Genomic DNA, 22,846 nt, shown 5'->3' on the forward strand with positions numbered 1-22,846 from the left:
CACACCCTTTATTGCAGAAGCGGGCGTAGTTTTCGTCAGAGCGTCACAGCGACGCAACTTCAAATAGTGTTCAACGCTGCTCAAAAGGGCAGCAAATGCTCGATTTTTCAATATATTATGTCACTTTTGACATTTCGGCGCGCCGTGCGCCGGAGCTATTTCAGAGCCGTCGCGCGCGCTCTTGACGCTCTTTGCGCGTCAAAATTCAGTTTCGGCGAAAGCCCAGCAGCGCTACCATCACGGCCGCTGACAAAGGGTCCAACCGACGCCGGGGACTATGACAATGCGGCAATCGCAGCATACCGAAGGTGAAATTCTGCACCTCCTCCGGGAGGCCGGAGCCGGACTGTCGATTGCCGAAATTTGCAGCGCCGCGCGAATTACGCGACGCACGTTTTACAGATGGCGCAAACGCTACGGCGGGCTGACGCTGCCGGCGGTCCATGAAATGAAAGAGCTCCAGCTCGAAAATATGCGGTTACGAAATCTCGTCAGCAATCTCTCCGCCCGGCTCGATGGACTGTCAAAGACGCCAGCCTCCGGCGCCCCGAGGAGCGCCGGACAGTCTGAGCAAGGGGCAAGGCTCAACGGTCCCGCCGCAGCTCGCTCGGAACAAATGCGCGGAGCGTCGCTCGGCCGTTTCGCATTCGTGCGCGGCCAGCGGTGAGGGCCGGACATAGTTGCGAGAGCGACTTATGAGGGCAGGGTGGACCGACACGCCAAGAGCGATATCGCTCATCGCCTGGCGATATCGACGGGTTGCTGGCCGCTTCAACAAAAATGGAGGCCGACCTCGAAGACTGAACCGCAACGGCAAGCCAAAGACTTGTGGTGTTCGCCAGCTAGCGGCATCGCAACCTTAGCCGAACAATCGCGGCGGGATCTCGAAGCTCTCCTGGACGAAGCGGACCGGCCGCAAGCGTCGTCTCAGTGAAAATGTGGGAAGCGGCCCAACTCTCCGCCGTCGCAATCGCGATGAACTCCCGGGGCTTGTTCAGCTCGGCCACAGGTTTCGGCCCAACATCCACCGCAGCAATAGGGCGCGGCGCATGAACGTGGCCCTCTTACGCCCAACCCGACTTCGCGGGATCGGCGTCAGCCAGCCGGATCAAGGCGTCATTGACGTTTCCATTCGCCGGCTTCAAGAGGATGCTGCAAAGCTCGCTCCTCAAGCTGCAGACGCCCCAAGCTGAACTTGTTCGCATGGGTTGGTCGCCAGAACGCCGTCGCCAATAATCGGCGGAAATCCTCGACAATGGCAAATAGGCCGCAAACGGCTGCAGCGCGCCATCGCTTCGCGCCGCAGTCCCGTTTTCGCTCGCTTCAGCGTTATCTTCTCGCTTCGCTTCGCGGCCGGGCGCCGATAGCCTGACGCAGGGCCTCACGCAGTTCTTCACATTGAGGCGGCGGATTTCCGACGCCTTGATGCGCGGCGGCGCAATTGCGCCAGTTCCGATACGCCTCGTCATAGGACATCGAAGGCTTGGTATAAGAGAAAGTCTCGCTCGGACGGCTCGAATCGATTGACGGCGCGCCACCCGAAGCGCGCGCGTCGTTCCCGATCGCGCCGGTCACATCGTTTTGCGACGCGGCGTCAGACGAAATGTTGCCTGCAACCGCAGGTAAGGCGAAGCCGACAAAGGCGCACAGGACCGAAGCTCTAAATTTATTCATCTCTTTATCTCTTCTTCACGTTTTATTGGCTCAAGTTCAACAGACAGCCTACGATCAAAACCTTGGCCCAAGCATTCGCGTAGACTCAAAGGTCCCAAAAATCATCAGGCGCGCGCAGACAAGCCGCTGATGCGGACCTTGCTCCGAGCGACTTCACTCAATTGGCGCGAATCCAAGTAACCGGCCGCGCAACTTTTCTCGAATTTGATTAAAATTCATTTATGCAATCATCCAGTTTCCGAAAAAATCGTTTAGATGCGCCCACAGTCCGGCGGTCAAAGCACAAAATGGCGCTGACCCCGGCCGGACTTAGATCGCGTTTTGCGCCCCCCGGAATAAAACAATTTACCTTCTCAACTATTCCACGCAATACGACGTCTAAAACGGATATTTCTCATCTCTGAGAATAAGAAACACAACCACAACTTGCACTCGCGATTTGCTGGTGGATTACCAGCACAAGTCTCGCTTTCTATCAGCCAAACATTCCACTGCCTTAATGCTCAATACATACTCGAAACATATTCGAATTCGCGTCAAATTCAAGTCAAGTCCGACGTGATTCCCCATTATGCTTAAATTTTATGGCTGATAATCATTCTCTTTTATCATTAAACATTTCATCAAATCGCTGCAGCAAGTAAAGCCGCCACACCCGCCATTGGTCCGTTGCCGGAACTTATCCACAGGAACCATTGACTCGCGCGGCAATGTTCTTATTATGTTCTACACAAGTTCTTTTTCCGTTGCAAGGCGCCAGTTTGATGACACCAGCCGGGACCTTAGTGACAACGCACCGCATCCGAGGCGCCCTCGCCAAGCCGAGGGCCTCGCAAAGCCTCGACACCGCCGCTGAGGCGATGCCGGTCCATCCGGCGCGGCGGGGCCGCGGCTCTTTGACCAATGCCAGCGGACGATTTGAGAGCGAGGTCCGGGTCGCGGAAAATGACGGTTGGGACCTGCCTGAAGACGTCAATCCGTTAAGAACGGTAGTGACGCCCGAGCGCGCAAAGACGATCATTACACGTAATGAGTCGCCTGATATTTCGTTCGACCGTTCAATTAATCCCTATCGCGGCTGCGAACACGGCTGTGTCTATTGTTTCGCGCGGCCGACCCACGCCTATCTCGGACTTTCGCCGGGGCTGGATTTCGAGACAAGGCTGGTTTCAAAAGTTAACGCGGCGGCGCTTCTGGAACGCGAGTTGTCTGCTCCGGGATATCAGCCAAAAACGATCGCCATCGGGTCCAACACGGACCCCTATCAGCCGATCGAGCGCACCGAGAAAATCATGCGCGACGTGCTTGGCGTCCTGTCCAGGGCGAATCATCCTGTTGGCATCGTAACCAAATCCGCCCTGGTGCTGCGAGACCTTGATCTCCTCGTCCCGATGGCGGCGAAGGGTCTCGTCAAAGTCGCGCTATCCATTACGACTCTCGATCCGGGTCTCGCCCGCAAGATGGAGCCGCGCGCCAGTTCGCCCGAACGCCGGCTCGACGCCATGAGACGATTGTCGGAGGCCGGCGTCCCAACTGTGGTTATGGTCGCGCCGATCATCCCGGCCATCAACGACGCCGAGATTGAAGCAATTCTTACGAGGGCGCATGCGATGGGCGCGCGCGAGGCCGGTTATGTGATGCTTCGCTTGCCGCTTGAGGTGCGCGATCTCTTCGCTGAATGGCTGATGGCGCATTATCCTGACAAGCTGAGGCATGTGCTGTCTCTCGTGCGTTCGGTTCGGGGCGGCAAATTATACGATGCGACATTCGGCAAACGCATGAGCGGCGCCGGCCCCTACGCCTGGATGGTCGGGCGCCGCTTCGAGGCCGCGGCGGCAAGGCTCGGCCTCGCAAAAAGCCGCATGCCGCTGCGCAGCGATCTGTTCTTGCGGCCGGCAAGACAGGGAGAGCAACTGCAATTACTGTAATTGACCACGACGCAGCGAAAGGCAGAATCGGCAAAGGCCCCGCTGGAACGCGTCCTGCTTGGCCGGGCAAGCCTTTTCATGCCGGCGCCGATCGCTTAAATCTGCGGTCATGACTCCCACTGAGAAGAAGTTCCACGCCGCTTCCTCTTCGACGCGCGCCGACCTCCCGGCTTCGGCCGAGCCCGTTGATTTTCCGGAAGCTGAAGACGCGTCGATCATGGGGGATTTTCCCGATCTTGATCTCGCCGACGCAGATGCGGCGCCCGCCTCTGTGCGGCAAGGCGCTTCAGTGATCCGCAGTTTTTGGCGCCATGCGCCGCTCGGCCCTGGCGTCTATCGCATGATCGCCGCCGATGGCGAAGTTCTCTATGTCGGCAAAGCAAAAAGCGTGCGCAGGCGCATCGCAAGCTATGTGCGGCCCTTCGGCCACAACAACCGCATCGCCAGAATGATCGCGCTGACCGCGTCGATGGTGTTCGTCTCGACCGAAACCGAGACTGAAGCGCTGCTGCTCGAAACCAATTATATCAAACAGATGAAGCCGCGCTTCAACGTCCTGATGCGCGACGACAAATCATTCCCCTACATTCTTCTGACCGGCGATCATCCGGCGCCGCAGATTACGAAGCATCGCGGCGCGCGCCTTCAGAAAGGCGACTATTTCGGGCCGTTCGCCAGCGTATGGGCGGTGAACCGCACGATGAACGCGCTCGAGCGCGCCTTTTTGCTACGCTCCTGCTCCGACAGCTTCTACGAAAATCGCACGCGCCCTTGCCTTCTGTATCAAATCAAGCGCTGCTCCGCCCCTTGCACCGGCGAAATCAGCCATCAGGACTATTGCGCCCTCGTCTCGGAGGCGCGCGATTTTCTCTCCGGCAAAAGTCGCGCCGTGCGTGATCTGCTCGCCAAGGAAATGGCGGACGCTTCGGACGTGATGGAATTCGAGCGCGCCGCGCGCTTGCGCGATCGCATCGCCGCCCTCTCTACAATTCAGGGCGCCCAGGGCGTCAACCCCAAGACCGTAGAGGAGGCGGACGTCTTCGCTATTGTCGAGCAGGCTGGGCAATTCTGCATCGAGGCCTTTTTTTTCCGCACCTTTCAGAATTGGGGCAATCGCGCCTATTTCCCACGCGCAGACAAGAGCCTGACGTCCGCGGAAGTGCTCGACGCGTTCCTCGCGCAATTCTACGCTGACAGACCCGCGCCGCGGCTGATTCTGATATCGCATGAGATCGAGGACTGCGCCGTCCTCGCCGACGCGCTGTCCGCGAAAGCGGGCCATCGCATCGAAATTGCCCGGCCACAGCGCGGGGAAAAGAGAGAACTCGTCGACCATGCGGAGCAGAACGCGCGCGAGGCGCTGAGCCGCAAACTGGCCGAAACGACATCGCAGGAGAAACTGCTGGCGGCGCTCGCCGAAGCTTTTGGGCTTGCCTGCAAGCTGCGCCGTGTTGAGATTTACGATAATTCCCATATCATGGGGACCAACGCCGTCGGCGCAATGGTGGTCGCGGGCGCCGGCGGTTTCATGAAAGCCCACTATCGCACATTCAACATCCGGGGCGAGGATCTGACGCCGGGCGATGACTATGGCATGATGCGCGAGGTGCTGAAGCGGCGCTTCACGAGGCTCGCCAGGGAACAGGCCGCCGAACACAGCGAGAACGTCCCTGATGAAGCGCGGCCCGGAGCGGATTCCGGCGAGGACGAGGAGGAGGAAGAAACGTTTCCGCAAAAGCCCGACCTTATTCTGATCGACGGCGGCCAAGGGCAATTTGACGCGGCAAGGGACATCCTCGCTGAACTCTCGGTCGAGCGCGTCGCTATAGCGGCGATCGCCAAAGGCGTTGATCGCAACGCCGGCCGTGAAACCTTCTTCGTCGCCGGAAAGCCCCCTTTCAGGCTGTCCCCGCGGGATCCCGCACTCTATTTCGTGCAGCGCCTGCGCGATGAAGCCCATCGTTTTGCGATCGGAACGCATCGCGCGCGGCGCAAGAAGGAGTTCACCAAAAGCCCTCTTGATGAGATCGCCGGCGTTGGCCCCGCGCGAAAGCGCGCTTTGCTGCATGCCTTCGGCACTGCGAAGGCGATTTCAAGGGCGGGGCTGTCGGATCTTGAGAAAGTCGCGGGGATTAATGCGGCGACGGCCAGGCTCGTTTATAATTTTTTTCACGACGGCGGCGGATAGATCGGGCAAGAAGCGCGTTCACGGGGAGGCCGGCGCCCGCTTGCGCATCACCAGCCTATTGACGTGATCTTTCAGAGGATGTTCCCTCAAACCATGGCGATGACGACAATTTCGAGAGGTTCGGGCCGGACCTGGAGTGTGCCAAATCTGCTGACGTACGGCCGGGTTGCCGCGGTGCCGGTGGTTGTCGGCTGTCTGTTCTGGTCCGAGATCGCGTTGATGCGATGGGTCGCGCTTGGATTATTCATCGCCGCCGCGATCACCGATTTTCTCGACGGCTATCTCGCGAGGATCCTCTCCCAGCAATCGGCGCTCGGCCGGATGCTCGACCCCATCGCGGACAAGCTTCTCGTCTCCGCCGTGCTGATGATGCTCGTCGCGGACCACACCATATCCAGCTATTCGCTCGCCGCGGCGATCGTTATTTTGTGCCGGGAAATCCTCGTGTCGGGATTGCGCGAGTTTCTCGCCGAACTGAAAGTGTCGATCCCGGTCAGCCGGATCGCCAAATGGAAGACCACGCTCCAACTCGTGGCGCTGGGATTTCTGATCGCGGGCCCCGCCGGCGATCAGATTTTGCCAAAGACGACCGAAATGGGGCTCGCTTTGTTCTGGGCTTCAGCGCTGCTGACGCTTTATACCGGATGGGACTATCTCAGGGCCGGAATCAAGCAGATCACCGAAGATTGACCGGGGCGCCGAAGGAACCTCTGATGAAAGCTCTCTATTTCGCCTGGGTGCGCGAACGCATCGGCGTCGCCGAAGAGGAGCTTTCTCCACCCCCCGGCGTCTCGACGATCAGTGACCTCATGATCTGGCTTCGCGACCGGGGCGAGGGCTACGACCTCGCATTCGAGAATATGAAAGCGATCCGCACGGCGCTGGACCGCACACATGCGCGCCATGACGCCCCGATCGGAAACGCCCGCGAGATCGCTTTCTTCCCGCCCATGACCGGGGGCTAGAATGGAGCCAAAGACGCCGCCGCAGCCTATCGTTCGGGTCGAGTCGGCGCCGTTCGACGCGGCGCGCGAAAGCGAAAGGCTGACGCAGGGGCGAACCGATATTGGCGCCGTCGTAACCTTCAGCGGCCTCTGCCGAGACGAGGGCGGCGTTCTCGCCGCGCTTGAAATCGAACATTATCCCGGCATGGCCGAGGAGGAGATCGGGCGCGTCGCCCGTGAAGCTCTCGCGCGCTGGCCGCTCGAAGGGCTGATCATCGTGCATCGTTACGGCCGCATTGCGCCGGGCGAGCCGATCGTTCTCGTCGTCACCGCCGCTAAACACCGCGGCGAGGCTTTTGCCGCCGCCTCGTTCCTGATGGATTTCCTGAAGGCGAAAGCTCCATTCTGGAAAAAGCAGATACTGGCCCGTGACGGCGCCGGCGCCGGATGGGTCGCAGCAAAGGCGGAAGATGATCTTGCCGCCGAAAAATGGCGGACGTGAAGCGGAGCCGGATCGGCCTTAGTGCTTGATCTTGCGGCGCCGGAACAAATGCGGCTCGGTCAGGTAACAGGCGAAGGACACGAGTGCGAAAGCGATTCCCGTCAAACTCGCCAGAGGCCAGCCGCCTTTGGCGAAGGCGAGGCTCGAGACCGCCGAGCCGATTGCGCCGCCCATAAAAAAGGCGGCGATGAAAATCCCGTTGAGACGGCTTCGGGCCTCGTCGCCAAGAGAAAAAATGGCGCGCTGGCTCAATACGAGATGGGCGGACACGCCCATGTCGAGCACGATCGCGGCGGCCGCGAGAAGCGCGATCGACGCCATCTCTCCCGCGATCCAGGCAATGCCGAAAGCGATCGCGACGGAGGCGATGGCGACGCCGGTCATGATTTGAGTGTCGCCCCGGTCGGCCGCGCGGCCGGCGAACGGCGCAATGATCGCTCCGCCCGCGCCAAACAGTGCGAACAAGGCGATGCCCTGCTGCGAAAGGCCGAATTTCGGACCCGCCAGCAGCAAGGGGGCAGCCGTCCAGAACAGGCTGAACGCCGCGAATAAAGGCGCGTGGTACGAGATGCGGCGGCGCAGGACCGGCGTTTTGCGCACCAGCGTTGCAAGCGATCTCAATATGCCAAAGTAGTTCAATTCGGCTTTTGGGCGCCAGCGCGGCAAGGTGCGCAGGAGAGCCAGCGAAAGCGCCGCCATCAGACAGGCCGAGACGAGAAATACAGATCTCCATCCCAGCCAATGAGTCAAAAAGCTCGACGCCGGCCGGGCGAGCATGATGCCGAGCAGCAGGCCACTCATGATGTCGCCAACGACGCGGCCGCGCGTATCGTCCGACGCAAGATGCGCGGCGAAAGGCACGATGATTTGCGCCGCGACGCAAGTGAGGCCGATCAGCAGGGCCGCCGCGAGGACGGCGCCGGCCGATGGCGCGATGACCATCCCGAGCAAGGCGATGACCGAAACCGCAAGACATGAAGCGATGAGCCGGCGGTTTTCCAGAATATCGCCAAGCGGAACCACAAGGATCAGTCCGAGGCCGTAACCGACTTGCGAAAATGTGACGAGAAGGCCGACGGCCGCGGGCGTCATTGCGAGTTCCGCGCCGATGACTCCCGCCACCGGTTGCGCATAATAAAGATTCGCGACGATCAGTCCGCATGCCGCCGCCAGAATGAAAGTGAGGCGCGGTGTCAAAATAGCCTTCTTCGGTCGAGGTTGTTCGCAATGCCGGCGGAACGCCGACCCATGAGGCGGCTTTGGAACATGATGGTCAAGCCCATGACGATCAAGTCATGGGAATCGATCATGCTCATCATGTTTTTGGCTGAGGATTTAGCCCAAAAAAACATGCGCCTTTGAGGCGTCATGCTTTAACTCCAGCTTCGTTGCTCTCGCAACCGCCGTGTAGGCTTGAGTCACGCACGAACGCGTGAGGACTAAACCGCGTTGCGCTTCGCACGGAATCGAAGCGGCGGGAAAGGTCCCTCGAGGTGCCGAGAACAATTCAAGCGGCGCGAGCGCGACCCATGCGACAAAACGCAGCAACTGGATGACGTGGTTCATATAATAGAGAGGATCAGAAAAGCTCGCAATCGCCCCATTCGCCCTGACGCGCCGCTTTGTCCGCATCGGAGAAAGTCAAGCGCGCGGCAAGATCCGCGAGGTTGATAAGCCGCGCGGCGGCGATCGCATCGACGAGGCAGTGATCCGGCGCGGCAAGCGCCAAAGCCGCCAGAAAGTCGGCAAGAGCCTGCATTTTCTGACGGATATGGTCGAGATCCTGGATCTGACGGACAAGCTGGGCGTCGCGGCGCGCCGCCTGGAGAATGAGCGGCCCGATGAGAGTTTCGACGTGGCCGAGGCTCCCCGAAAGCTGCGAAAGCTCGCAGGCTACTCTGTCGAGCACGCCTGCCATTGGCGCGTGCAACGATCCGGCGTCCGGTTTGCTATGTGCTGTCATATCAGTGGTCCGCCGCCATCAAGCCGAGGCCTCCCGGCGCTTGCAATAAAAGCGTATTCAGAAGAACTCGACGCCACCGGCGTTCGCGGGTTTTGGCGCGGCGATCGTCTGTAGCCGCGGGGTCTGGCTCGCCGATAGAAAAACCTGGCGCGCGCGGCCCGACACCGGCCAGAACTGGATGCGCCGCCCCTGATCCCCGCGCAGACTTCCGCCAGCGAGCCGAATGCCTTCATATTTCAGAAAACGCTCGGCAAAGCTCGCATTGCGCGCGCCGATATCGGCGAGGCCGTCCATCGTCCGCGCGCCGCCAAAGAGTTTTCCCTCGATACGATCGCGCCGCGCGCCGCGACGCAGCAGCCCATTGACTAAAAGCTCCATCAGATGCACGCCGTAGGTTTCCCCGTCGCGACGGTGTGCGCCCTCATCGGCTTCCTGGCCAGGCAACAGAAAATGATTCATGCCGCCGACTCCGGCGACAGGATCGCGAAGACAGGCGGCGACGCAGGAGCCGAGCAGCGTCGTCAACACAACACAGGGATCGTCGCTGACGTTATATTCCCCCTGAATGATATGAACGCGCTGCTCGACGCTTTCATTCTGGCCGCCAAACCGATCGCCCGCGCTTATCGTCATTTCAACTTTCCCACGACGGCTTCGATCTGGGCTTTCAGAACAGGAATGGTGAAGGGTTTGGCGATGACGTTGTTGACGCCGCATTTTTGAGCGCGCTCGATCAGCTCCTTGTCTCCGCGCCCGGTGAGCAGGATGAAGGCGGATCTGCGCGTTGGTTCATAGGAACGCACGGCGCGCAGGAACGCGATCCCGTCCATCTTCGGCATGTTGAAATCCGAGATCACGAGATGGGCTGGCTTCGCCATCATGCTCTTGAACCCCTGCTCGCCATCGGCGGCCATTTCAATGTCTGATACGCCGAGTTCCTGCAGGCCGCCGCGAATCAGCAAACGGCTGGTCAGCTGATCGTCAACGATTAACACTCGCAATGCTGCTGCGAACGGCATAGGAATTCTCCTTCTTACACGGCGCAGGTGGCGCGCAAAATTTCTGAAGCCATCATATTCAGCGGCGCCTGCTTCTGGGTTGCGCCGATCTCAAAGGCGACCTTTGGCATCCCATAGATGAGGCAGGATGATTCATTCTGTCCAAGCGTCGAGGCGCCAGCCTGGCGCATCAGCAACAAGCCTTCGGCCCCGTCGCGGCCCATGCCCGTCAGAATGACGCCAAGGGCGCGCGGTCCGGCGGCTTTGGCGACCGACTGGAACAGCACATCGACCGAGGGTCGATGGCCATTGACGGGCTCGCCTTTCCAGAGGCGGCAGCGCGGCGGAGAGACGCCTTCGACCCGCAGATGCGCGGCGCCTCCCGGCGCCAGATAGACATGCCCGGCTTCCAGCGGCGCCCCGTCGAAAGCTTCCGATACCGCCGGCTTGCAAAGGCGATTGAGACGCCCCGCAAAAGTCTTGGTGAAGGCGCCCGGCATGTGTTGGGTGATGACGGTCGGCGGGCCATTCTCCGGGAAATGCGATAGAACCGCGATGAGGGCTTCAACGCCGCCGGTCGATGCGCCGATCGCCACGATCCGCCCATCGCTGCGGTAGGGCCGCTGAGCCTGGACCGGCGCGCGGGCCAGATCGCCGATGCGATTTGGCGCGCCGCGCATGCGCCATCCGGCGGCCGCCTTGATCTTGGCGAGCAAGGTCTCGCCAAATTGCTCCTGCTCTCCCGAACCGGGCTTGGCGACGCAATCGAAGGCGCCCATCTCAAGCGCCGCGATCGCCGCATCGGCGCCCTTGCTGGTGAGGCTTGAGACCATGATGACGGGCGTCGGGCGCAAACGCATGAGCTTGTCTAGAAATTCAAGGCCGTTCATTTTCGGCATCTCGACGTCGAGCGTGATGACGTCGGGGTTCATCTCCTTGATCGCGGATCTTGCCTCATGCGGGTCCGCCGCTTCGCCGATAACCTCGATATTCGGATCCCGGCTGATGAGGACGCGGATCAGACCGCGCACGGTTGCTGAATCATCGACGATAAGAACGCGGACGGGCTTCATGCGCGAGCGCCCTGCTTCAGGCGATAGCCGGTAACGCCTTCGCTTTCGAAGGCGGCCGCAGCCGGCCCGATCAGACGTTCGGAATGGCCGATATAAAGCCGGCCGCCCGGCGACAACATGGGCGTGAAGCGACTCCAGAGCTGCATCTGCATATCCTCCTCGAAATAGATCGCGACGTTGCGGCAGAAGATCGCCTGGAACAGCCCCTTCATCGGCCACGCGCCGAACAAATTGAGCTCGCGGAAAGCGACAAGTTCCCGCACCTCGTCGGCGACGCTTACGCATCGCGCCTTGTCGCCGCGGGCGCCCTCGCTGGCGGGGACCAACCAGCGCTGGCGCAGCTTCGCCGGCACGGCGTCGGCGAAGCTCTCGGCGTAGACGCCGCGTTTGCCTTCGGCGAGCATATTGACGTCGATATCGCTCGCGAGCACCCTGACGTCGTAACGGGCCGCGTCCGGCATCAAGGATAAAATGACCATCGCCATGGAATAGGGCTCTTGCCCGTTGGAGCAGGCGGCCGACCACAAACGCACGCGTCCGCCCCGGCGCGCGGCGTCGAGCAGCGGCGGCAGCACGACTTGTTCGAGATGAGCAAAATGATGCGGCTCGCGAAAGAATTTCGTGACATTGGTGGTCAGCGCGGCGAGCATTTTCTGACGCTCGTCAAGACCATCGGCGCCGGCGACGAGAGCGCAATATTCGCGAAAGCTCGCAAGGCCCAGCGCGCGCAGCCGCTTGGCGAGGCGCGAATAGACGAGCGCTGATTTTGACTCCGGCAGGTGGATGCCGGCGTCCTCGTGCAACATGGCGGCGATCTGACGGAAGTCCTCCCGCGAGAGCACGAATTCGCCTGGCCCGAGACCCGCGCCTTTGCTTATCGGAGAGGAAGCAAATTGCGCCCCGCTCATGCGGCCTCCCGCTCCGCCGGCGGCAATACATGATCGAGGGAAATCAGGCTGATCATGCGCCGATCAATGGCGAGCACGCCGCGAACGAATGTTTTCGCCATGTCGGACGCGACATCCGGCGTCGGCTGCAAGAGGTCGTCTGTGACGGTCAGAATATCGGACACCGCATCGACCAGAAGTCCCACGACCTGTTGTTCGATCTGCGCGACAATGATGACATGGCGAGCGGTCGGTTCGGCGGGAGCAAAGCCAAGCCGCGCCGCAAGATCGACGATCGGCAGCACCGCGCCGCGAAGGTTTACAACGCCGCGCACAAAACTCGGCGCCTGCGGCAGGGCCGTCGCGGGGGTCCAGCCGCGAATCTCGCGCACCGACATGATGTCGACGCAAAACTCCTGCGCGCCGATGCGGAACGCTATGAGTTCGCGCGGACGCCCCGCGTCGGCCCTGCGGCGACCATCGTTCGTTTTGGAATCAGTCATGGCCTTCACCCTGCTGTTGCGAGAAGATGATCCAGCGCGGCGGCGTCCGCTCGCGAACTGGCGACGACCGCGTCGACGTCGAGGATCAGCGCGACCCTGCCATCGCCGAGAATGGTCGCGGCGGCGATGCCCGGAACATGCTGGTAGTTTGCCTCAAGACTTTTGATGACGACCTGACGCTGGCCGAGAATGGCGTCGACCAGCATCGCGTTACGCGCGCCGCCTTCGGTTTCGACGAGAAGCGCGACGCCGGAAAGGGGATCGGCGTTGTCGCTGCGATAGCCGAGTTCGCGCCCGACATCGATCAGGGGCGTGAAATGTTCGCGGATCGCTATCACGCGGGCGCCGCCTCCAAAGCCATGCACGTCAGTGATTTTGGGCTGCAGCGTTTCAACGATCGCTGTCAGCGGAACAACGAGAGTCTGGCCGCCGACCGTCACCACCATGCCGTCGAGCACGGCCAGGGTGAGGGGCAGGCTCATGGTGAAAGTCGATCCCTTGCCCGGCCGCGACTGAATCGAAATGCGGCCGCCGAGCGCCTGGATTGAACGGCGCACCACATCCATGCCGACACCGCGTCCGGAAATGTCGGATACCGTCGAGGCGGTGGAAAAGCCCGGCAGGAAAATCAAATTGTCGATTTCATCGTCGGTCAAAGCCGCGTCCGCCGCAATGAGGCCTTTGCTGGCGGCGAGCGCCTTGACCCGCGGGCGATTGATGCCGGCGCCGTCGTCGGAGACTTCGATAACGATGCGGCCCGAGCGATGCAGCGCGGAAAGATGCACCATGCCTTCTTCCGGCTTGCCGGCCTTGATCCGCGCCTCCGGCGTTTCGAGGCCGTGGTCGATGGCGTTGCGGATCATATGCGTCAGCGGATCGGCGATGCGCTCAATGACCGTCTTGTCCACCTCGGTGTTCTCGCCGTCGGTTACGAGGCGAACGGATTTTCCGGTCATCGCGGCGACCTCGCGGACGAGGCGGGGCATGCGCTGAAACACCGATTTTACCGGCTGCGCGCGGATCGCCATGACGCTGTCCTGGATCTCCCGCGTCAACTGTTCGAGTTCGTCGAGTCCGGTCGCAACGCCGGAGGCGCGCGCGAGCCCTGCTTCCTGCACGCGCTGCGCGAGCATGGCCTGATTGATGACGAGCTCGCCGACGAGATTGATCAGCCGGTCGACGCGGTCGAGATCGACGCGGATCGAGGCCGCTCCCTGTTCCGGCTTTGCCGGATGATCGGTTTTGGCGGCGGCCTCAGCGGCGGACGCCTTCTTCTCGACCGGCTGCTTTGCGCGCGTCTCGGCGAGATCGGCGACGACCTCAGGCTTCTGCCCCAGAGCGCTGCTTTCGGCATCGGCGCCGAGCTGCGCCGGCGGCGCCAGGGCGGCAAGCTCGGCTTCGACATTGCTTTGCATCTTTTCGATCAGAGCGGCGATGTCGATATCGTCCTGGGGCGCGGAGAACCCCTCGGCCTCGACATCGAGATCGCAGTCCCATTCGACGAATTCAAACACATCGCGGACGGCGGTCTCATCCTGGGTCGTCGCTAGCGTGACGATCCAGGTCAGGTAAGCGCCTTCGGGATCCAGCTCGGGCAGCAATGGGATGTCGGTTGTATCGCAGATGACGGAGGTTTCGCCGAGGCTCGCAAGCTCGCGCAGAAGCAGCGAGGTTTCATTGGCCTTTGCGTAGAGACCGGGCTTCGGCCGAAAACGGATCCTAAACTCATGCAGCGCCGGCGCCGGCGGCGCATCGAGATCATCGAACATCGATTCATCCATGAGCACTGGGCTGAATGCGATTTCATCGCCGCCATCTTCCTCCGGCCGCTCGTCCGCGGAGACGGGATCGAAGGCGCGCAGCTCCGCGGCGAGCGCTGCATAGCGTTGCGCATCGACGCGCGTTTCATCGCGCGCGGCGCGCACGAGATCGGCGAGAGCGTCAGCCGCGCGGAGCATGATTTTCAACAGCTCCGGCGAGGGCGTGAGCCTGCCGGCGCGCAGATGATCGAGCGCGGTCTCGAACACATGCGCGAAACGCACCAGATCGTCGAGACTGAAAGCGCCGGCGCCGCCCTTGATGGAGTGCACCGCGCGAAACACGGCGTTGACGGTTTCGGGATCAAGATCGCCGTCATCAATAGCAAGAAGCCCCGTCTCCAGCTCGGCGAGCTGCTCCTCGCATTCCTGGAAGAAGGTCTGCTTGATCGCCGCCATCGCATCCATGGATCGCTATCCTTGTTCGAGTTCAGGCCGTTTGAGTGTTGGCGCGAGCGTCAGCTCGCTACGCGCCTTATCGCAGCGACGAGTTTCACAGGATCGAAGGGCTTGATGATCCACCCTGTGGCGCCGGCGCGGCGCGCGCGTTCTTTCTTTTCCGCGTCGCTCTCGGTCGTCAGCACCAGGATCGGCACGCCGCGATGGCGCTCATCGCCCCGTACCCCTTCGATGAAGCCGAACCCATCGAGGCGCGGCATGTTGATGTCGGTGACGATGACATCAGGCATTTCGCCAGTCAGGACCTCAAGGCCGTGCATGCCGTCCTCCGCCTGCACGACGCGATAGCCGGCGTCGGACAGAGCGAGCATCAGCATGTCGCGCATGGTTCGCGAATCGTCGACGGTGAGTATCGTTTTGCTCATTGCGAAAGTTCCTCGTCGATGAATGCGTGCGGCGCTATCCCCAGTCGCCGCAAACCTTCGATAAAGTCGGGAGAGGCGTTGACGACGGCGAACGGAAGTTCATCGGCCCTCCAGGTCATGATCGCGGAAAGCAGCACCTGAAGACACTGACCGCCGAGGCGCTGCACAGCCGAGGCGTCGGCGCTGAGCTCCTCGCCCCGGCGGGCGAGAAGCTCACTGGCGAGAGGACTGGCCGCCTTGAGATCGAGTATCGCGGGGAGAGCGAGGATGCGGGCTTGATGCGCGGACGCGTTTTGCGTTTTGCTCATCAGAATTCCTCCCAGCTATCTTCGGCGCTCGCCGCGTCCGGCTTGCGGGCCGCGCCGCCGCGACCAGAGGAGGACAGCGTTTTCAGCGCCGGACGAGCGGTTTGCGTCGTCGTCTGGGCAATGCGGCGCGGCGCCTTGCCGCGAGCCATGTCGGCATTCGCAACATGACCAACCTGGAACACGCCGACGAGCCGGGCGAGTTCTTCGCTCTCCTGTCCCAGCGCATGCGCCGCGGCCGTGGTCTCTTCGACCATCGCGGCGTTCTGCTGCGTCACCTGATCCATCTGGTTGACCGCCGTGTTGACCTGATGCAACGCGCTTGCCTGTTCCTGTGCGCTCGCCGCGATGGCGCCGACGACAGTGTTGATTTCCGCCACCTGCGCAACGATGCGGCCCAACGCCTTGCCGGTTTCGCCGACGAGATCGACCCCTTGCGAAACCTGCGTCGTCGACGCCGAAATCAGGCTCTTGATCTCTTTGGCCGCCTCGGCCGAACGCTGCGCCAGAGCGCGAACCTCCGAGGCGACGACGGCGAAGCCGCGGCCCGCGTCGCCCGCCCGCGCCGCCTCGACCCCGGCGTTGAGGGCGAGCAAATTGGTCTGGAAAGCGATCTCGTCGATGACGCCGATGATCTGACCGATCTGCTTCGAGGATTTTTCGATCTCGCCCATCGCGGTGATCGCTTCACGCACCACTTCGCCGCTGTGGTCGGCGTCGGACTTCGCCGCCGATACAACAGTCTGCGCGCGCAGGGCGCCGTCGGCCGTGTTCTTGACGGTCGCGGTGATCTGGTCAAGCGTCGCCGCCGTCTCCTCAAGACCTGCCGCCTGCTGCTCGGTGCGCCGCGACAGATCATCGGCTGCCGACGCGATCTCGCCGCTGCCCGAGGCGATGCCGTCGGTGTTGGAGCGAATGCTCACCATCGTCTGCTGCAGCTTGTCGACCGCCGCGTTGAAGTCCGTGCGCAGCTGCGCGGCTTTTGGCCCGAAGGGCGTCTCGATGCGATAGACGAGGTCTCCCCTGGCGAGCCGGTCAAGACCATCTGCGAGCGACTGTATCGCGATCTGATCGTGACGCGCCTCTTCGGCGGTTTTGGCGGTCCGCTCTTCCTCTTCCTTTTGCCAGACCTTGATCGATTCCGCCTCCGCGGCGTCTCTCTTGACTTTGGCGATCGCCGCGTTCTTGAACGCCTGCACCGCCCCTGCCATCAGGCCGACTTCGTCCTTGCGATCGAGACCCGGAATCTCGACCGAATGGTCGCCCCCAGCCAGCCTGTTCATGACGCCCGTCATCAATGTCACCGGCTCAGCGATGATGCGGCTCATCCACCAACCGACGCCCAACGCGGTCAAAATCGCCGCCGCGCCGCCGACGATAAGCATTTGATTGAGGGCAGCCATCAGCGCGTCGAACCGGACCTGCGCTTCGTCAGACCAAAGATTTACTTTTTCTCGGACGTCGGCCGCCATTGCCTTGAATGCGTCGAGGATTTCGATGGTGCGATCTGAATTCACAAATTTTATCGCAAGATCGGCCGTCGGATTTTCGCGAACAAGACGCATCGCCGGATCGCCGACATCGTGACGAAAGAGATTTCCCGCCGCTTCGACTTTTTCGAGAAGAGCCAGAATGTCAGGACGCCCCGCGCTGTCCTTGCGGGCCTTCGCCAAATGGTCGGCGAAGGCTTTGACAGCATCGTCGTACATCGTGGCGAAACGCTCATTTCTCATCAGCATGTAGCGAAGAGAATCGCGTGATTGTTCGCGCAGAGCGTCGCTCGCCAGATCGATTTGGTCGACGACCCGGTATGAGGTCGAGTTGACCTCGGCAGCCGCGTTCAGTGACCTGAATGTCGTGAAAAGAGCCACGCTCATCACGGCGACGGCGACAAGAACGCAAGCAAAGCCAACGCTCAGCTTTCGTCCGATACTCAAATTGGCTAACGTCATGCTGTCCTCGGAAAGTTGCCGTTGGAACCTATACGCACAGGGATGCCTTGGACCGGAGCCTGGTCCGCGGCCATGGATCATTGCTTGGAATCGAGCCTCCGCGACGCAAGGCGAGCAAGGCTTTTTCAGCGTCTCATGCGCTTCCAATATTGCTTATCACACGACATTTTTGAATAAATGATCGACAACGAGATTATTTTATGGATTTTTGTATAAAATATACTTATATTCTATTCTATATTTCGTAAACATTTTCTGAGTTATATTTTATCCGTTAAACGCATACTTACATTTTTCGGAGATTTTTTTTGTTTTCGAATTGTTTGAAAGACGATCACCCTGGACTTCGGTTGCGGATTTGGTTGGCGGACGCGGCGCCCGTCACAGCGGCGACGGATCACAAAGCGGGCATTCCATGCACTTTAGCCTTGCAATTACCGTAATCTTTGCAACACTCCCGAAGAGGCGCGAAGAGAGGATTGCTTTCGCCTCGAGAGCGCTTTCCGATCGGATGGAGTCGTTCGATCGATCAGAAATCGGTCTTGTTTCAAAAGCTTGAGCACATTCTTGTCAATCAGATCGAACCGTTCTGATTGGAATATGCTCAAGCGCGGCCATCCTAGAGCAATCAATCGGCAGCAGACCTTGGGAAGTTACAGAATTGCAAGCCGCGACTTGCAATGGTAGACATGGAAGCTATAGTGATTCCCGGTAGGACATTCGAAAACTTCGAAAGTTGTCACTACTCGATACGGCGCATCCTCGCAGAATCGATCGGACACTCGCGGCTTCCTGTAGAGCCTATTGGCCGCCTGCAGAAAACCGCTCCTTGCTTCTGCTTAACATTTGCACATTTGCGCGCCTGCAGTACTTATGGACAATAAATGAAACATCCGCCGAAACCCTTTGCGGTCGAGATTAAACGCTCTCGCCGCTCTCTCTCGTCCTCGCCCGCGGCTTCCTCTGCCGACTTCATTGGCAAGGACAAAGCAGGCTCGGGCCGTTCCGCCCCTCCGCTTTTCGCCAGGACCGATCTTTTTTCCCATGCCGAACCTGATTCTGATTTTGCCGTCCCATCTTTTTTGCAAACAGACAAGCAGGCGTATCGCTCCGTCTCTGATTCGGTCTTGAAAGAAGCCGAACAGATATTTGGCCCCAGACGGACCGCTGAAGCGCCCCATCGTCAGGCTCCAGACAACCGCCCAGGGCCGCGGATTCTGCCAAGTCTCATTGATCAAAACCCCGCGCTCGAGGCGGCTGAAGAGCGCGTCGCGCCGACGGTGACCGCGCGTCAGAACCGCACGCGGAAGACGCTTGCGCAGCGACCGAAAACACAGCCGAAGGCTGACCGCGTCGAAAGCGCCGATGCTGCGATGAAACGTGGCGCAATCGAAACCGCCTCGGCGCCCGTCCGGAAAAGCCGCGCCAAGCACGAACGCGCGTCCTCAATCGCCGCCTCGAAGAGCGCAAGGCCAGCGCCGACGCTTGCCGGCCCCGAGAATTCGGAAGCAAGCCCTGCGTTCGCGACGGAGAAGCCGCGCGCCGTCCGCGCCCGGAGCTTCACCCGCCGCAACCGCGAGGACGCTATTTCCTTGCCTCCCGGCCAGCAATGGAAACGCAGGCTGCATCCGCGCGCCTGGTAGGCCGGCCGTCGGGGCGGCGATGTCTGAGGCGCGTCATTAAAGCGATATAAACGCTTCCAATTCACGATCGACACTGCTACACCGTCGGCGCGGGGTGGAGCAGCCCGGTAGCTCGTCAGGCTCATAACCTGAAGGCCGCAGGTTCAAATCCTGCCCCCGCAACCAAACCAAATACCGGATTTGATGAGACTTTCAGGAAGCCGCCCACGTCGGCGGCTTTGCTGCTTTTGGCGAATGCGTGAAGCGCCCACGCTCGCACCGCGCCGCACCGCGCCGCGCCGCGCCGCTCTTCAACGCCTTTTGAATCTCAGTCAACGCTGGAACGATGTGATCTTGGTCGACGTATACGCCGTTGGCGCTTTTCTCCGTGCGTTCCGCGACCCATCGCACGACGCTTGGAAATGACCAATATGCCGCATGAAAATGCGGATATTTTTCGAACTCCCGAATATACGGGCCTTCCAAATCGGGAAGCCGCCGAGTTTGCGGCAGCGCTCGCTTGAGCGCCATCCGCCGAGCGATTATCGCCCGATCAATCCTGAGATTTTGATCCTTGATCGCGGGCGCGTCGTCGACTTCAGGATAATTTCTTTCTCGAGCAATGAGATGATCTTCCATCCGGGCTGCTCGCTAACGAATCAATGTCTTCATGATGGGACAAATGAACTCTGACACAATCGTCTCATCATTGTCCCATGGCGTGAGCTGCGCCTGTCGATCATAGCAGCGGCCTCGACGCACACGGATGACTGTTTGGCTGCTAACCGAGCTTGCGGTCGCGGACGCGCCAGGCAAGGAGAACAGATACACGGCAGACCTACTCGACTGACTTCTCGATGAAGCCGAGCGTGCTGGCGTTTTCGACCAGCATCCTCACCTTGGCGCGGTCGAGTCCGGACGGCGCGGGCAAGCGCCTCTTTCGCGGGCGGCCAGCGCTCCTAAAAAGTGGTCAAATATATCCCGCCAAGACCGAAATCTATTCGGCCTTTCGCTTGCGCTTAGCGAGCTCAACCATCCCAAGTCAATCCATTTGGCGCCGCGTCGCGGCTGGAACATGACGAACAATTTAATGAGTGTCTGTCGGCTTTCGACGATGGTTGAAGATTGTTCGGCCTTGAATGCGCTTAGTGCTTTGTTGTGCAGCATCCCCAAGGAAATGGCCGTGCCCACAGGCACGGCCATTCCTCGTTTTCCAAGAGCTTGCGCGACCGGGAGCCTGTTCTCAGGCCTTCAGGGTCACCAGACCGCCCATCGCCGGATCCGACATGCTATCGCGTCCGGTCTCGACATGCCCGGCCAGGCGACGCTCGAAGCTCGGGTCCTCCGCGACCGTGACGACGACGTCGTACCAGCCTTGGAACCGCTCAAACGACAGCTGGGTTTCGACATGCCCATCTGGAGAAAGCACGCGGTGGACCTTCTCGCCCGTGTACGCATCAAGCAAGGTCACGCTAGCCTTCCGCGCGCCAGCATTCCGGACCGACAGTGAGAACGAGCCGTTGTCGTCGGATCTCCATTCGAATCCGTGTTCGTGTTCGTGTTCGTGTTCGAAATGCACATCGACCGCAACGGCGCCCAAGCCAATGCTGCCCTTAAAGTAGCGTGTGAACCCGTTCGGGCCGTAGACGGTCAGATCGTAAGAGCCAGAGACCGTCCAGCTTCCCGACAGCTGCTTGCCAGCCTCGACCGTGTAGTACCGGACCGGATCAGTGGTTTTGCCAGAGCGCACGTGGAATACTGCGCCCGCGCTGCCGCTGTTGACGAAACGCAGTTCGACCGTGTTGCTAGAAGCGCGGACCGTGCTGTGGACGTTCAGCTCATAGGGCAAGGCGCGCGCCGGGCGGACGCCCTTTTCCTGCGGCGGCACGCCGATGATCACATTCTTCGCCGTAGGATTGACGCTCGGCGGATTGACGGCGCCGGACAGCTCTCCGACTGGAGGCAGGAAGGTCTTGGTGGACGGCAGATCGACCGGCTTGTCGTTCGGGTTCCTGAAGTTGAACGCGGACGTCAGGTCGCCGCAGACGGCGCGGCGCCACGGCGAGAGGTTGCGCTCATAGACCCCGAAACGCTTCTCGATGAACTGGATCACCGAGGTGTGATCGAAGACCTGCGAGTTCACATAGCCGCCCTTGCTCCAAGGCGAGATCACGAGGCACGGCACGCGGGTGCCAAGGCCGATCGGGGCGTTCGGCGTCGAGGTCGTGACGATCTCGAGGCGGTAGTCGACCGTCGATCCGCCGAGTTCGGGCGCAGCGGGGAAAGAGGGCGTCGCCGGCGGCGAGGGCTGAACGAGGTGGTCGAAGCTGCCGTCGGCTTCGTCATAGTTGATGATGAAGGCGGTCTTGCTGAACAACTCAGGCTTCGACACCAGGGTCTCGAGCACCTGCGAGATGTACCAGGCGCCATAGTTGACCGGGGCGGAGGAGTGCTCGGTGTATCCGGCCGGCGCGATCAGCCAGGAGACCTGGGGCAGCGTGCCGTTCTTCACGTCGTCCTTGAAATGTTGGAACAGGCTCTCGGCCCAAGTCTCCCAGGCCGAGGCCGGGGCGCTTGCTGGAGGTTGGGTGGAGGACAGCGCCGTCCCGGTGCAGGCGTTGTCGAACAGCGAAGTTCCGGGGCTCGATGCTGCATATTGGGCGAAATAGAGCAGCGAATTGTCGGTGTAGGTGCCGTCGAAATTGCTGGCGGCCGAGCCGTCGCCGAAGTCCGGCGCGAAGGGGGCGCCTGCAATGTCCTGATAAATCCGCCAGGTCACGCCCGCCTTGTCCAGCACCTCGGGCAGCGTCTCCCAGGCCAGATAGTTGCCGAGCGGGCTGACGCCGTTGCTGGTGATCGGGCCCGCGCCGTGACCGTCTGTGCCCTTCGCGCCGAGATAGCTGACGTTTCCGACGCAGCCGGTCCATAGGTAGCAACGATTGGGATTGGTCGGGCCCATGATCGAGGAATAGTAGTTGTCGAGCACGGTGAAAGCGTCGGCCAGCGCGTAGTGATAGGGAATGTCGGCGCGCGTGAAGTAGGACATCGCCAGCGGGCCCTTCTGGATCGCCCAGCTGTCGTATTGCCCAGAGTTCCAGGCGAGGTGCGTGCCGCTCCAGCCGTGGTCGGTGCCGCCGATGTAGGTGAAGCCGAGGCTCGTGAGCCCGGGGCTGATTTTTGAGGGATCAATCCGGAACGGCGGGATCACGGGAACGCCATTCGCCGGGCCGCCCAGATTGCCGTAATTGGCCGGCACGCTGAAGCCGGCGCTGACGTTGGCCGGGCCCGCCGGCTGCAAGAACACCGAGGCCTTGACGGCGCCGCCCGACTGAAGCGGCAGATTGATCTGGACCGCGCGCGGATCGGCAAAGCCGCGCACGCCGCGCAGCGTGCCGAAGTGATGGTCGAACGGACGGTTCTCCTGCATCAGGATCACGATATGCTCGATGTCCTTGATGGTGCCCGTGCGGTTGTTGGCCGGGATCGCAAGCGCCTTCGTGACGCTCGAGCCGAGCGTGCTGGTCATGGCGCCCGTGCCCAGCATTTGCAGGAATTTACGGCGATCGGTATTGTTCATCGGATTAGGTCCCCCCGCGAGTAACGTCGCATACGTGATGGATAGACGCCGGGCCGACTCGCAGCCTCCCTAATGTCCAACCAGCGCCG

General features: G+C 61.0%; 20 protein-coding genes and 1 tRNA gene. 8 read left to right on the forward strand and 13 right to left on the reverse strand.

What is annotated here, in order from left to right:
• The first annotated feature begins 283 nt into the window (after positions 1-283).
• The 6 genes from SIN04_RS11505 to SIN04_RS11530 all read left to right on the forward strand — a co-directional run bounded on the left by SIN04_RS11505 (position 284) and on the right by SIN04_RS11530 (position 7,236).
• Positions 284-667: a transposase gene (locus SIN04_RS11505; RefSeq protein ID WP_166795918.1), complete on the forward strand. Its 384-nt coding sequence runs from the start codon at positions 284-286 to the stop codon at positions 665-667.
• A gap of 1,771 nt (positions 668-2,438) precedes the next feature.
• Entirely contained in the window at positions 2,439-3,602 is a 1,164-nt protein-coding gene (locus SIN04_RS11510; RefSeq protein ID WP_134489296.1) for a PA0069 family radical SAM protein, read from the forward strand.
• A gap of 109 nt (positions 3,603-3,711) precedes the next feature.
• On the forward strand, positions 3,712-5,790 hold the full coding sequence (gene uvrC, locus SIN04_RS11515; protein WP_423135976.1) for an excinuclease ABC subunit UvrC: 2,079 nt from the start codon (positions 3,712-3,714) through the stop codon (positions 5,788-5,790).
• Positions 5,791-5,883: 93 nt separating this feature from the next.
• Positions 5,884-6,480: a CDP-diacylglycerol--glycerol-3-phosphate 3-phosphatidyltransferase gene (pgsA, locus tag SIN04_RS11520; RefSeq protein WP_341263922.1), complete on the forward strand. Its 597-nt coding sequence runs from the start codon at positions 5,884-5,886 to the stop codon at positions 6,478-6,480.
• A gap of 23 nt (positions 6,481-6,503) precedes the next feature.
• Entirely contained in the window at positions 6,504-6,755 is a 252-nt protein-coding gene (gene moaD, locus SIN04_RS11525; protein WP_134489300.1) for a molybdopterin converting factor subunit 1, read from the forward strand.
• A 1-nt stretch (position 6,756) separates the two neighbouring features.
• Entirely contained in the window at positions 6,757-7,236 is a 480-nt protein-coding gene (locus SIN04_RS11530) for a molybdenum cofactor biosynthesis protein MoaE (RefSeq protein WP_134489302.1), read from the forward strand.
• 18 nt (positions 7,237-7,254) lie between these two features.
• On the opposite strand, the gene SIN04_RS11535 is transcribed toward SIN04_RS11530, so the two are convergent.
• The 12 genes from SIN04_RS11535 to SIN04_RS11590 all read right to left on the reverse strand — a co-directional run bounded on the left by SIN04_RS11535 (position 7,255) and on the right by SIN04_RS11590 (position 17,558).
• On the reverse strand, positions 7,255-8,433 hold the full coding sequence (locus SIN04_RS11535; RefSeq protein WP_244605778.1) for an MFS transporter: 1,179 nt from the start codon (positions 8,431-8,433) through the stop codon (positions 7,255-7,257).
• Positions 8,430-8,606, reverse strand: a complete 177-nt coding sequence (locus tag SIN04_RS11540) for a hypothetical protein (protein ID WP_166795919.1) — start codon at positions 8,604-8,606, stop codon at positions 8,430-8,432. Before SIN04_RS11540 ends, SIN04_RS11535 begins: the two co-directional genes overlap by 4 nt.
• Before the next feature lie 209 nt (positions 8,607-8,815).
• A complete protein-coding gene (locus SIN04_RS11545; RefSeq protein WP_134489306.1) occupies positions 8,816-9,199 on the reverse strand; it encodes a hypothetical protein in 384 nt (127 codons plus the stop codon).
• A gap of 57 nt (positions 9,200-9,256) precedes the next feature.
• Positions 9,257-9,832 carry a chemotaxis protein CheD gene (locus SIN04_RS11550; RefSeq protein WP_134489308.1) on the reverse strand — a complete coding sequence of 192 codons (576 nt, stop codon included), beginning with the start codon at positions 9,830-9,832 and terminating at the stop codon, positions 9,257-9,259.
• Entirely contained in the window at positions 9,829-10,218 is a 390-nt protein-coding gene (locus tag SIN04_RS11555) for a response regulator (RefSeq protein ID WP_134489310.1), read from the reverse strand. Before SIN04_RS11555 ends, SIN04_RS11550 begins: the two co-directional genes overlap by 4 nt.
• A gap of 14 nt (positions 10,219-10,232) precedes the next feature.
• Positions 10,233-11,270: a chemotaxis response regulator protein-glutamate methylesterase gene (locus SIN04_RS11560; RefSeq protein ID WP_341263923.1), complete on the reverse strand. Its 1,038-nt coding sequence runs from the start codon at positions 11,268-11,270 to the stop codon at positions 10,233-10,235.
• Positions 11,267-12,178, reverse strand: coding sequence for a CheR family methyltransferase (locus SIN04_RS11565; protein WP_134489314.1), 912 nt, complete (start codon positions 12,176-12,178; stop codon positions 11,267-11,269). Before SIN04_RS11565 ends, SIN04_RS11560 begins: the two co-directional genes overlap by 4 nt.
• Positions 12,175-12,660 carry a chemotaxis protein CheW gene (locus SIN04_RS11570; RefSeq protein WP_134489316.1) on the reverse strand — a complete coding sequence of 162 codons (486 nt, stop codon included), beginning with the start codon at positions 12,658-12,660 and terminating at the stop codon, positions 12,175-12,177. Before SIN04_RS11570 ends, SIN04_RS11565 begins: the two co-directional genes overlap by 4 nt.
• Positions 12,661-12,665: 5 nt before the next feature.
• Positions 12,666-14,885: a chemotaxis protein CheA gene (locus SIN04_RS11575; RefSeq protein ID WP_341263924.1), complete on the reverse strand. Its 2,220-nt coding sequence runs from the start codon at positions 14,883-14,885 to the stop codon at positions 12,666-12,668.
• Positions 14,886-14,935: 50 nt separating this feature from the next.
• Positions 14,936-15,301, reverse strand: coding sequence for a response regulator (locus tag SIN04_RS11580; protein WP_341263925.1), 366 nt, complete (start codon positions 15,299-15,301; stop codon positions 14,936-14,938).
• Entirely contained in the window at positions 15,298-15,609 is a 312-nt protein-coding gene (locus SIN04_RS11585) for an STAS domain-containing protein (protein ID WP_134489322.1), read from the reverse strand. Before SIN04_RS11585 ends, SIN04_RS11580 begins: the two co-directional genes overlap by 4 nt.
• Positions 15,609-17,558: a methyl-accepting chemotaxis protein gene (locus SIN04_RS11590; RefSeq protein WP_341263926.1), complete on the reverse strand. Its 1,950-nt coding sequence runs from the start codon at positions 17,556-17,558 to the stop codon at positions 15,609-15,611. Before SIN04_RS11590 ends, SIN04_RS11585 begins: the two co-directional genes overlap by 1 nt.
• Positions 17,559-18,931: 1,373 nt before the next feature.
• Here SIN04_RS11590 and SIN04_RS11595 point away from each other — a divergent pair.
• The gene (locus SIN04_RS11595; protein ID WP_134489326.1) at positions 18,932-19,201 is read left to right on the forward strand and encodes a hypothetical protein; all 270 of its coding nucleotides are present in this window, start codon (positions 18,932-18,934) and stop codon (positions 19,199-19,201) included.
• An 88-nt stretch (positions 19,202-19,289) separates the two neighbouring features.
• Positions 19,290-19,366, forward strand: a tRNA-Met gene (locus SIN04_RS11600).
• 1,057 nt (positions 19,367-20,423) lie between these two features.
• Here the strand turns inward: SIN04_RS11600 and SIN04_RS11605 are convergent.
• Complete coding sequence (locus tag SIN04_RS11605; RefSeq protein ID WP_134489328.1) at positions 20,424-22,757, reverse strand: phosphocholine-specific phospholipase C; 2,334 nt, start codon at positions 22,755-22,757, stop codon at positions 20,424-20,426.
• Positions 22,758-22,846: the final 89 nt, after the last annotated feature.

The organism is Methylocella tundrae, assembly GCF_038024855.1.
GTDB classification, from domain to species: domain Bacteria; phylum Pseudomonadota; class Alphaproteobacteria; order Rhizobiales; family Beijerinckiaceae; genus Methylocapsa; species Methylocapsa tundrae.

What these genes read in the sequence shown, in the direction of transcription:
- SIN04_RS11580 (WP_341263925.1), bottom strand. Translation starts at nt 15,301, where the DNA reads ATGAGCAAAACGATACTCACCGTCGACGATTCGCGAACCATGCGCGAC.
- SIN04_RS11590 (WP_341263926.1), bottom strand. Translation starts at nt 17,558, where the DNA reads ATGACGTTAGCCAATTTGAGTATCGGACGAAAGCTGAGCGTTGGCTTT.
- moaD (WP_134489300.1), top strand. Translation starts at nt 6,504, where the DNA reads ATGAAAGCTCTCTATTTCGCCTGGGTGCGCGAACGCATCGGCGTCGCC.
- SIN04_RS11585 (WP_134489322.1), bottom strand. Translation starts at nt 15,609, where the DNA reads ATGAGCAAAACGCAAAACGCGTCCGCGCATCAAGCCCGCATCCTCGCT.
- uvrC (WP_423135976.1), top strand. Translation starts at nt 3,712, where the DNA reads ATGACTCCCACTGAGAAGAAGTTCCACGCCGCTTCCTCTTCGACGCGC.
- SIN04_RS11605 (WP_134489328.1), bottom strand. Translation starts at nt 22,757, where the DNA reads ATGAACAATACCGATCGCCGTAAATTCCTGCAAATGCTGGGCACGGGC.
- SIN04_RS11570 (WP_134489316.1), bottom strand. Translation starts at nt 12,660, where the DNA reads ATGACTGATTCCAAAACGAACGATGGTCGCCGCAGGGCCGACGCGGGG.
- SIN04_RS11575 (WP_341263924.1), bottom strand. Translation starts at nt 14,885, where the DNA reads ATGGATGCGATGGCGGCGATCAAGCAGACCTTCTTCCAGGAATGCGAG.
- SIN04_RS11510 (WP_134489296.1), top strand. Translation starts at nt 2,439, where the DNA reads ATGACACCAGCCGGGACCTTAGTGACAACGCACCGCATCCGAGGCGCC.
- SIN04_RS11530 (WP_134489302.1), top strand. Translation starts at nt 6,757, where the DNA reads ATGGAGCCAAAGACGCCGCCGCAGCCTATCGTTCGGGTCGAGTCGGCG.
- SIN04_RS11595 (WP_134489326.1), top strand. Translation starts at nt 18,932, where the DNA reads ATGAAACGTGGCGCAATCGAAACCGCCTCGGCGCCCGTCCGGAAAAGC.
- SIN04_RS11560 (WP_341263923.1), bottom strand. Translation starts at nt 11,270, where the DNA reads ATGAAGCCCGTCCGCGTTCTTATCGTCGATGATTCAGCAACCGTGCGC.
- SIN04_RS11545 (WP_134489306.1), bottom strand. Translation starts at nt 9,199, where the DNA reads ATGACAGCACATAGCAAACCGGACGCCGGATCGTTGCACGCGCCAATG.
- SIN04_RS11505 (WP_166795918.1), top strand. Translation starts at nt 284, where the DNA reads ATGCGGCAATCGCAGCATACCGAAGGTGAAATTCTGCACCTCCTCCGG.
- SIN04_RS11540 (WP_166795919.1), bottom strand. Translation starts at nt 8,606, where the DNA reads ATGACGCCTCAAAGGCGCATGTTTTTTTGGGCTAAATCCTCAGCCAAA.
- SIN04_RS11550 (WP_134489308.1), bottom strand. Translation starts at nt 9,832, where the DNA reads ATGACGATAAGCGCGGGCGATCGGTTTGGCGGCCAGAATGAAAGCGTC.
- SIN04_RS11555 (WP_134489310.1), bottom strand. Translation starts at nt 10,218, where the DNA reads ATGCCGTTCGCAGCAGCATTGCGAGTGTTAATCGTTGACGATCAGCTG.
- SIN04_RS11565 (WP_134489314.1), bottom strand. Translation starts at nt 12,178, where the DNA reads ATGAGCGGGGCGCAATTTGCTTCCTCTCCGATAAGCAAAGGCGCGGGT.
- pgsA (WP_341263922.1), top strand. Translation starts at nt 5,884, where the DNA reads ATGGCGATGACGACAATTTCGAGAGGTTCGGGCCGGACCTGGAGTGTG.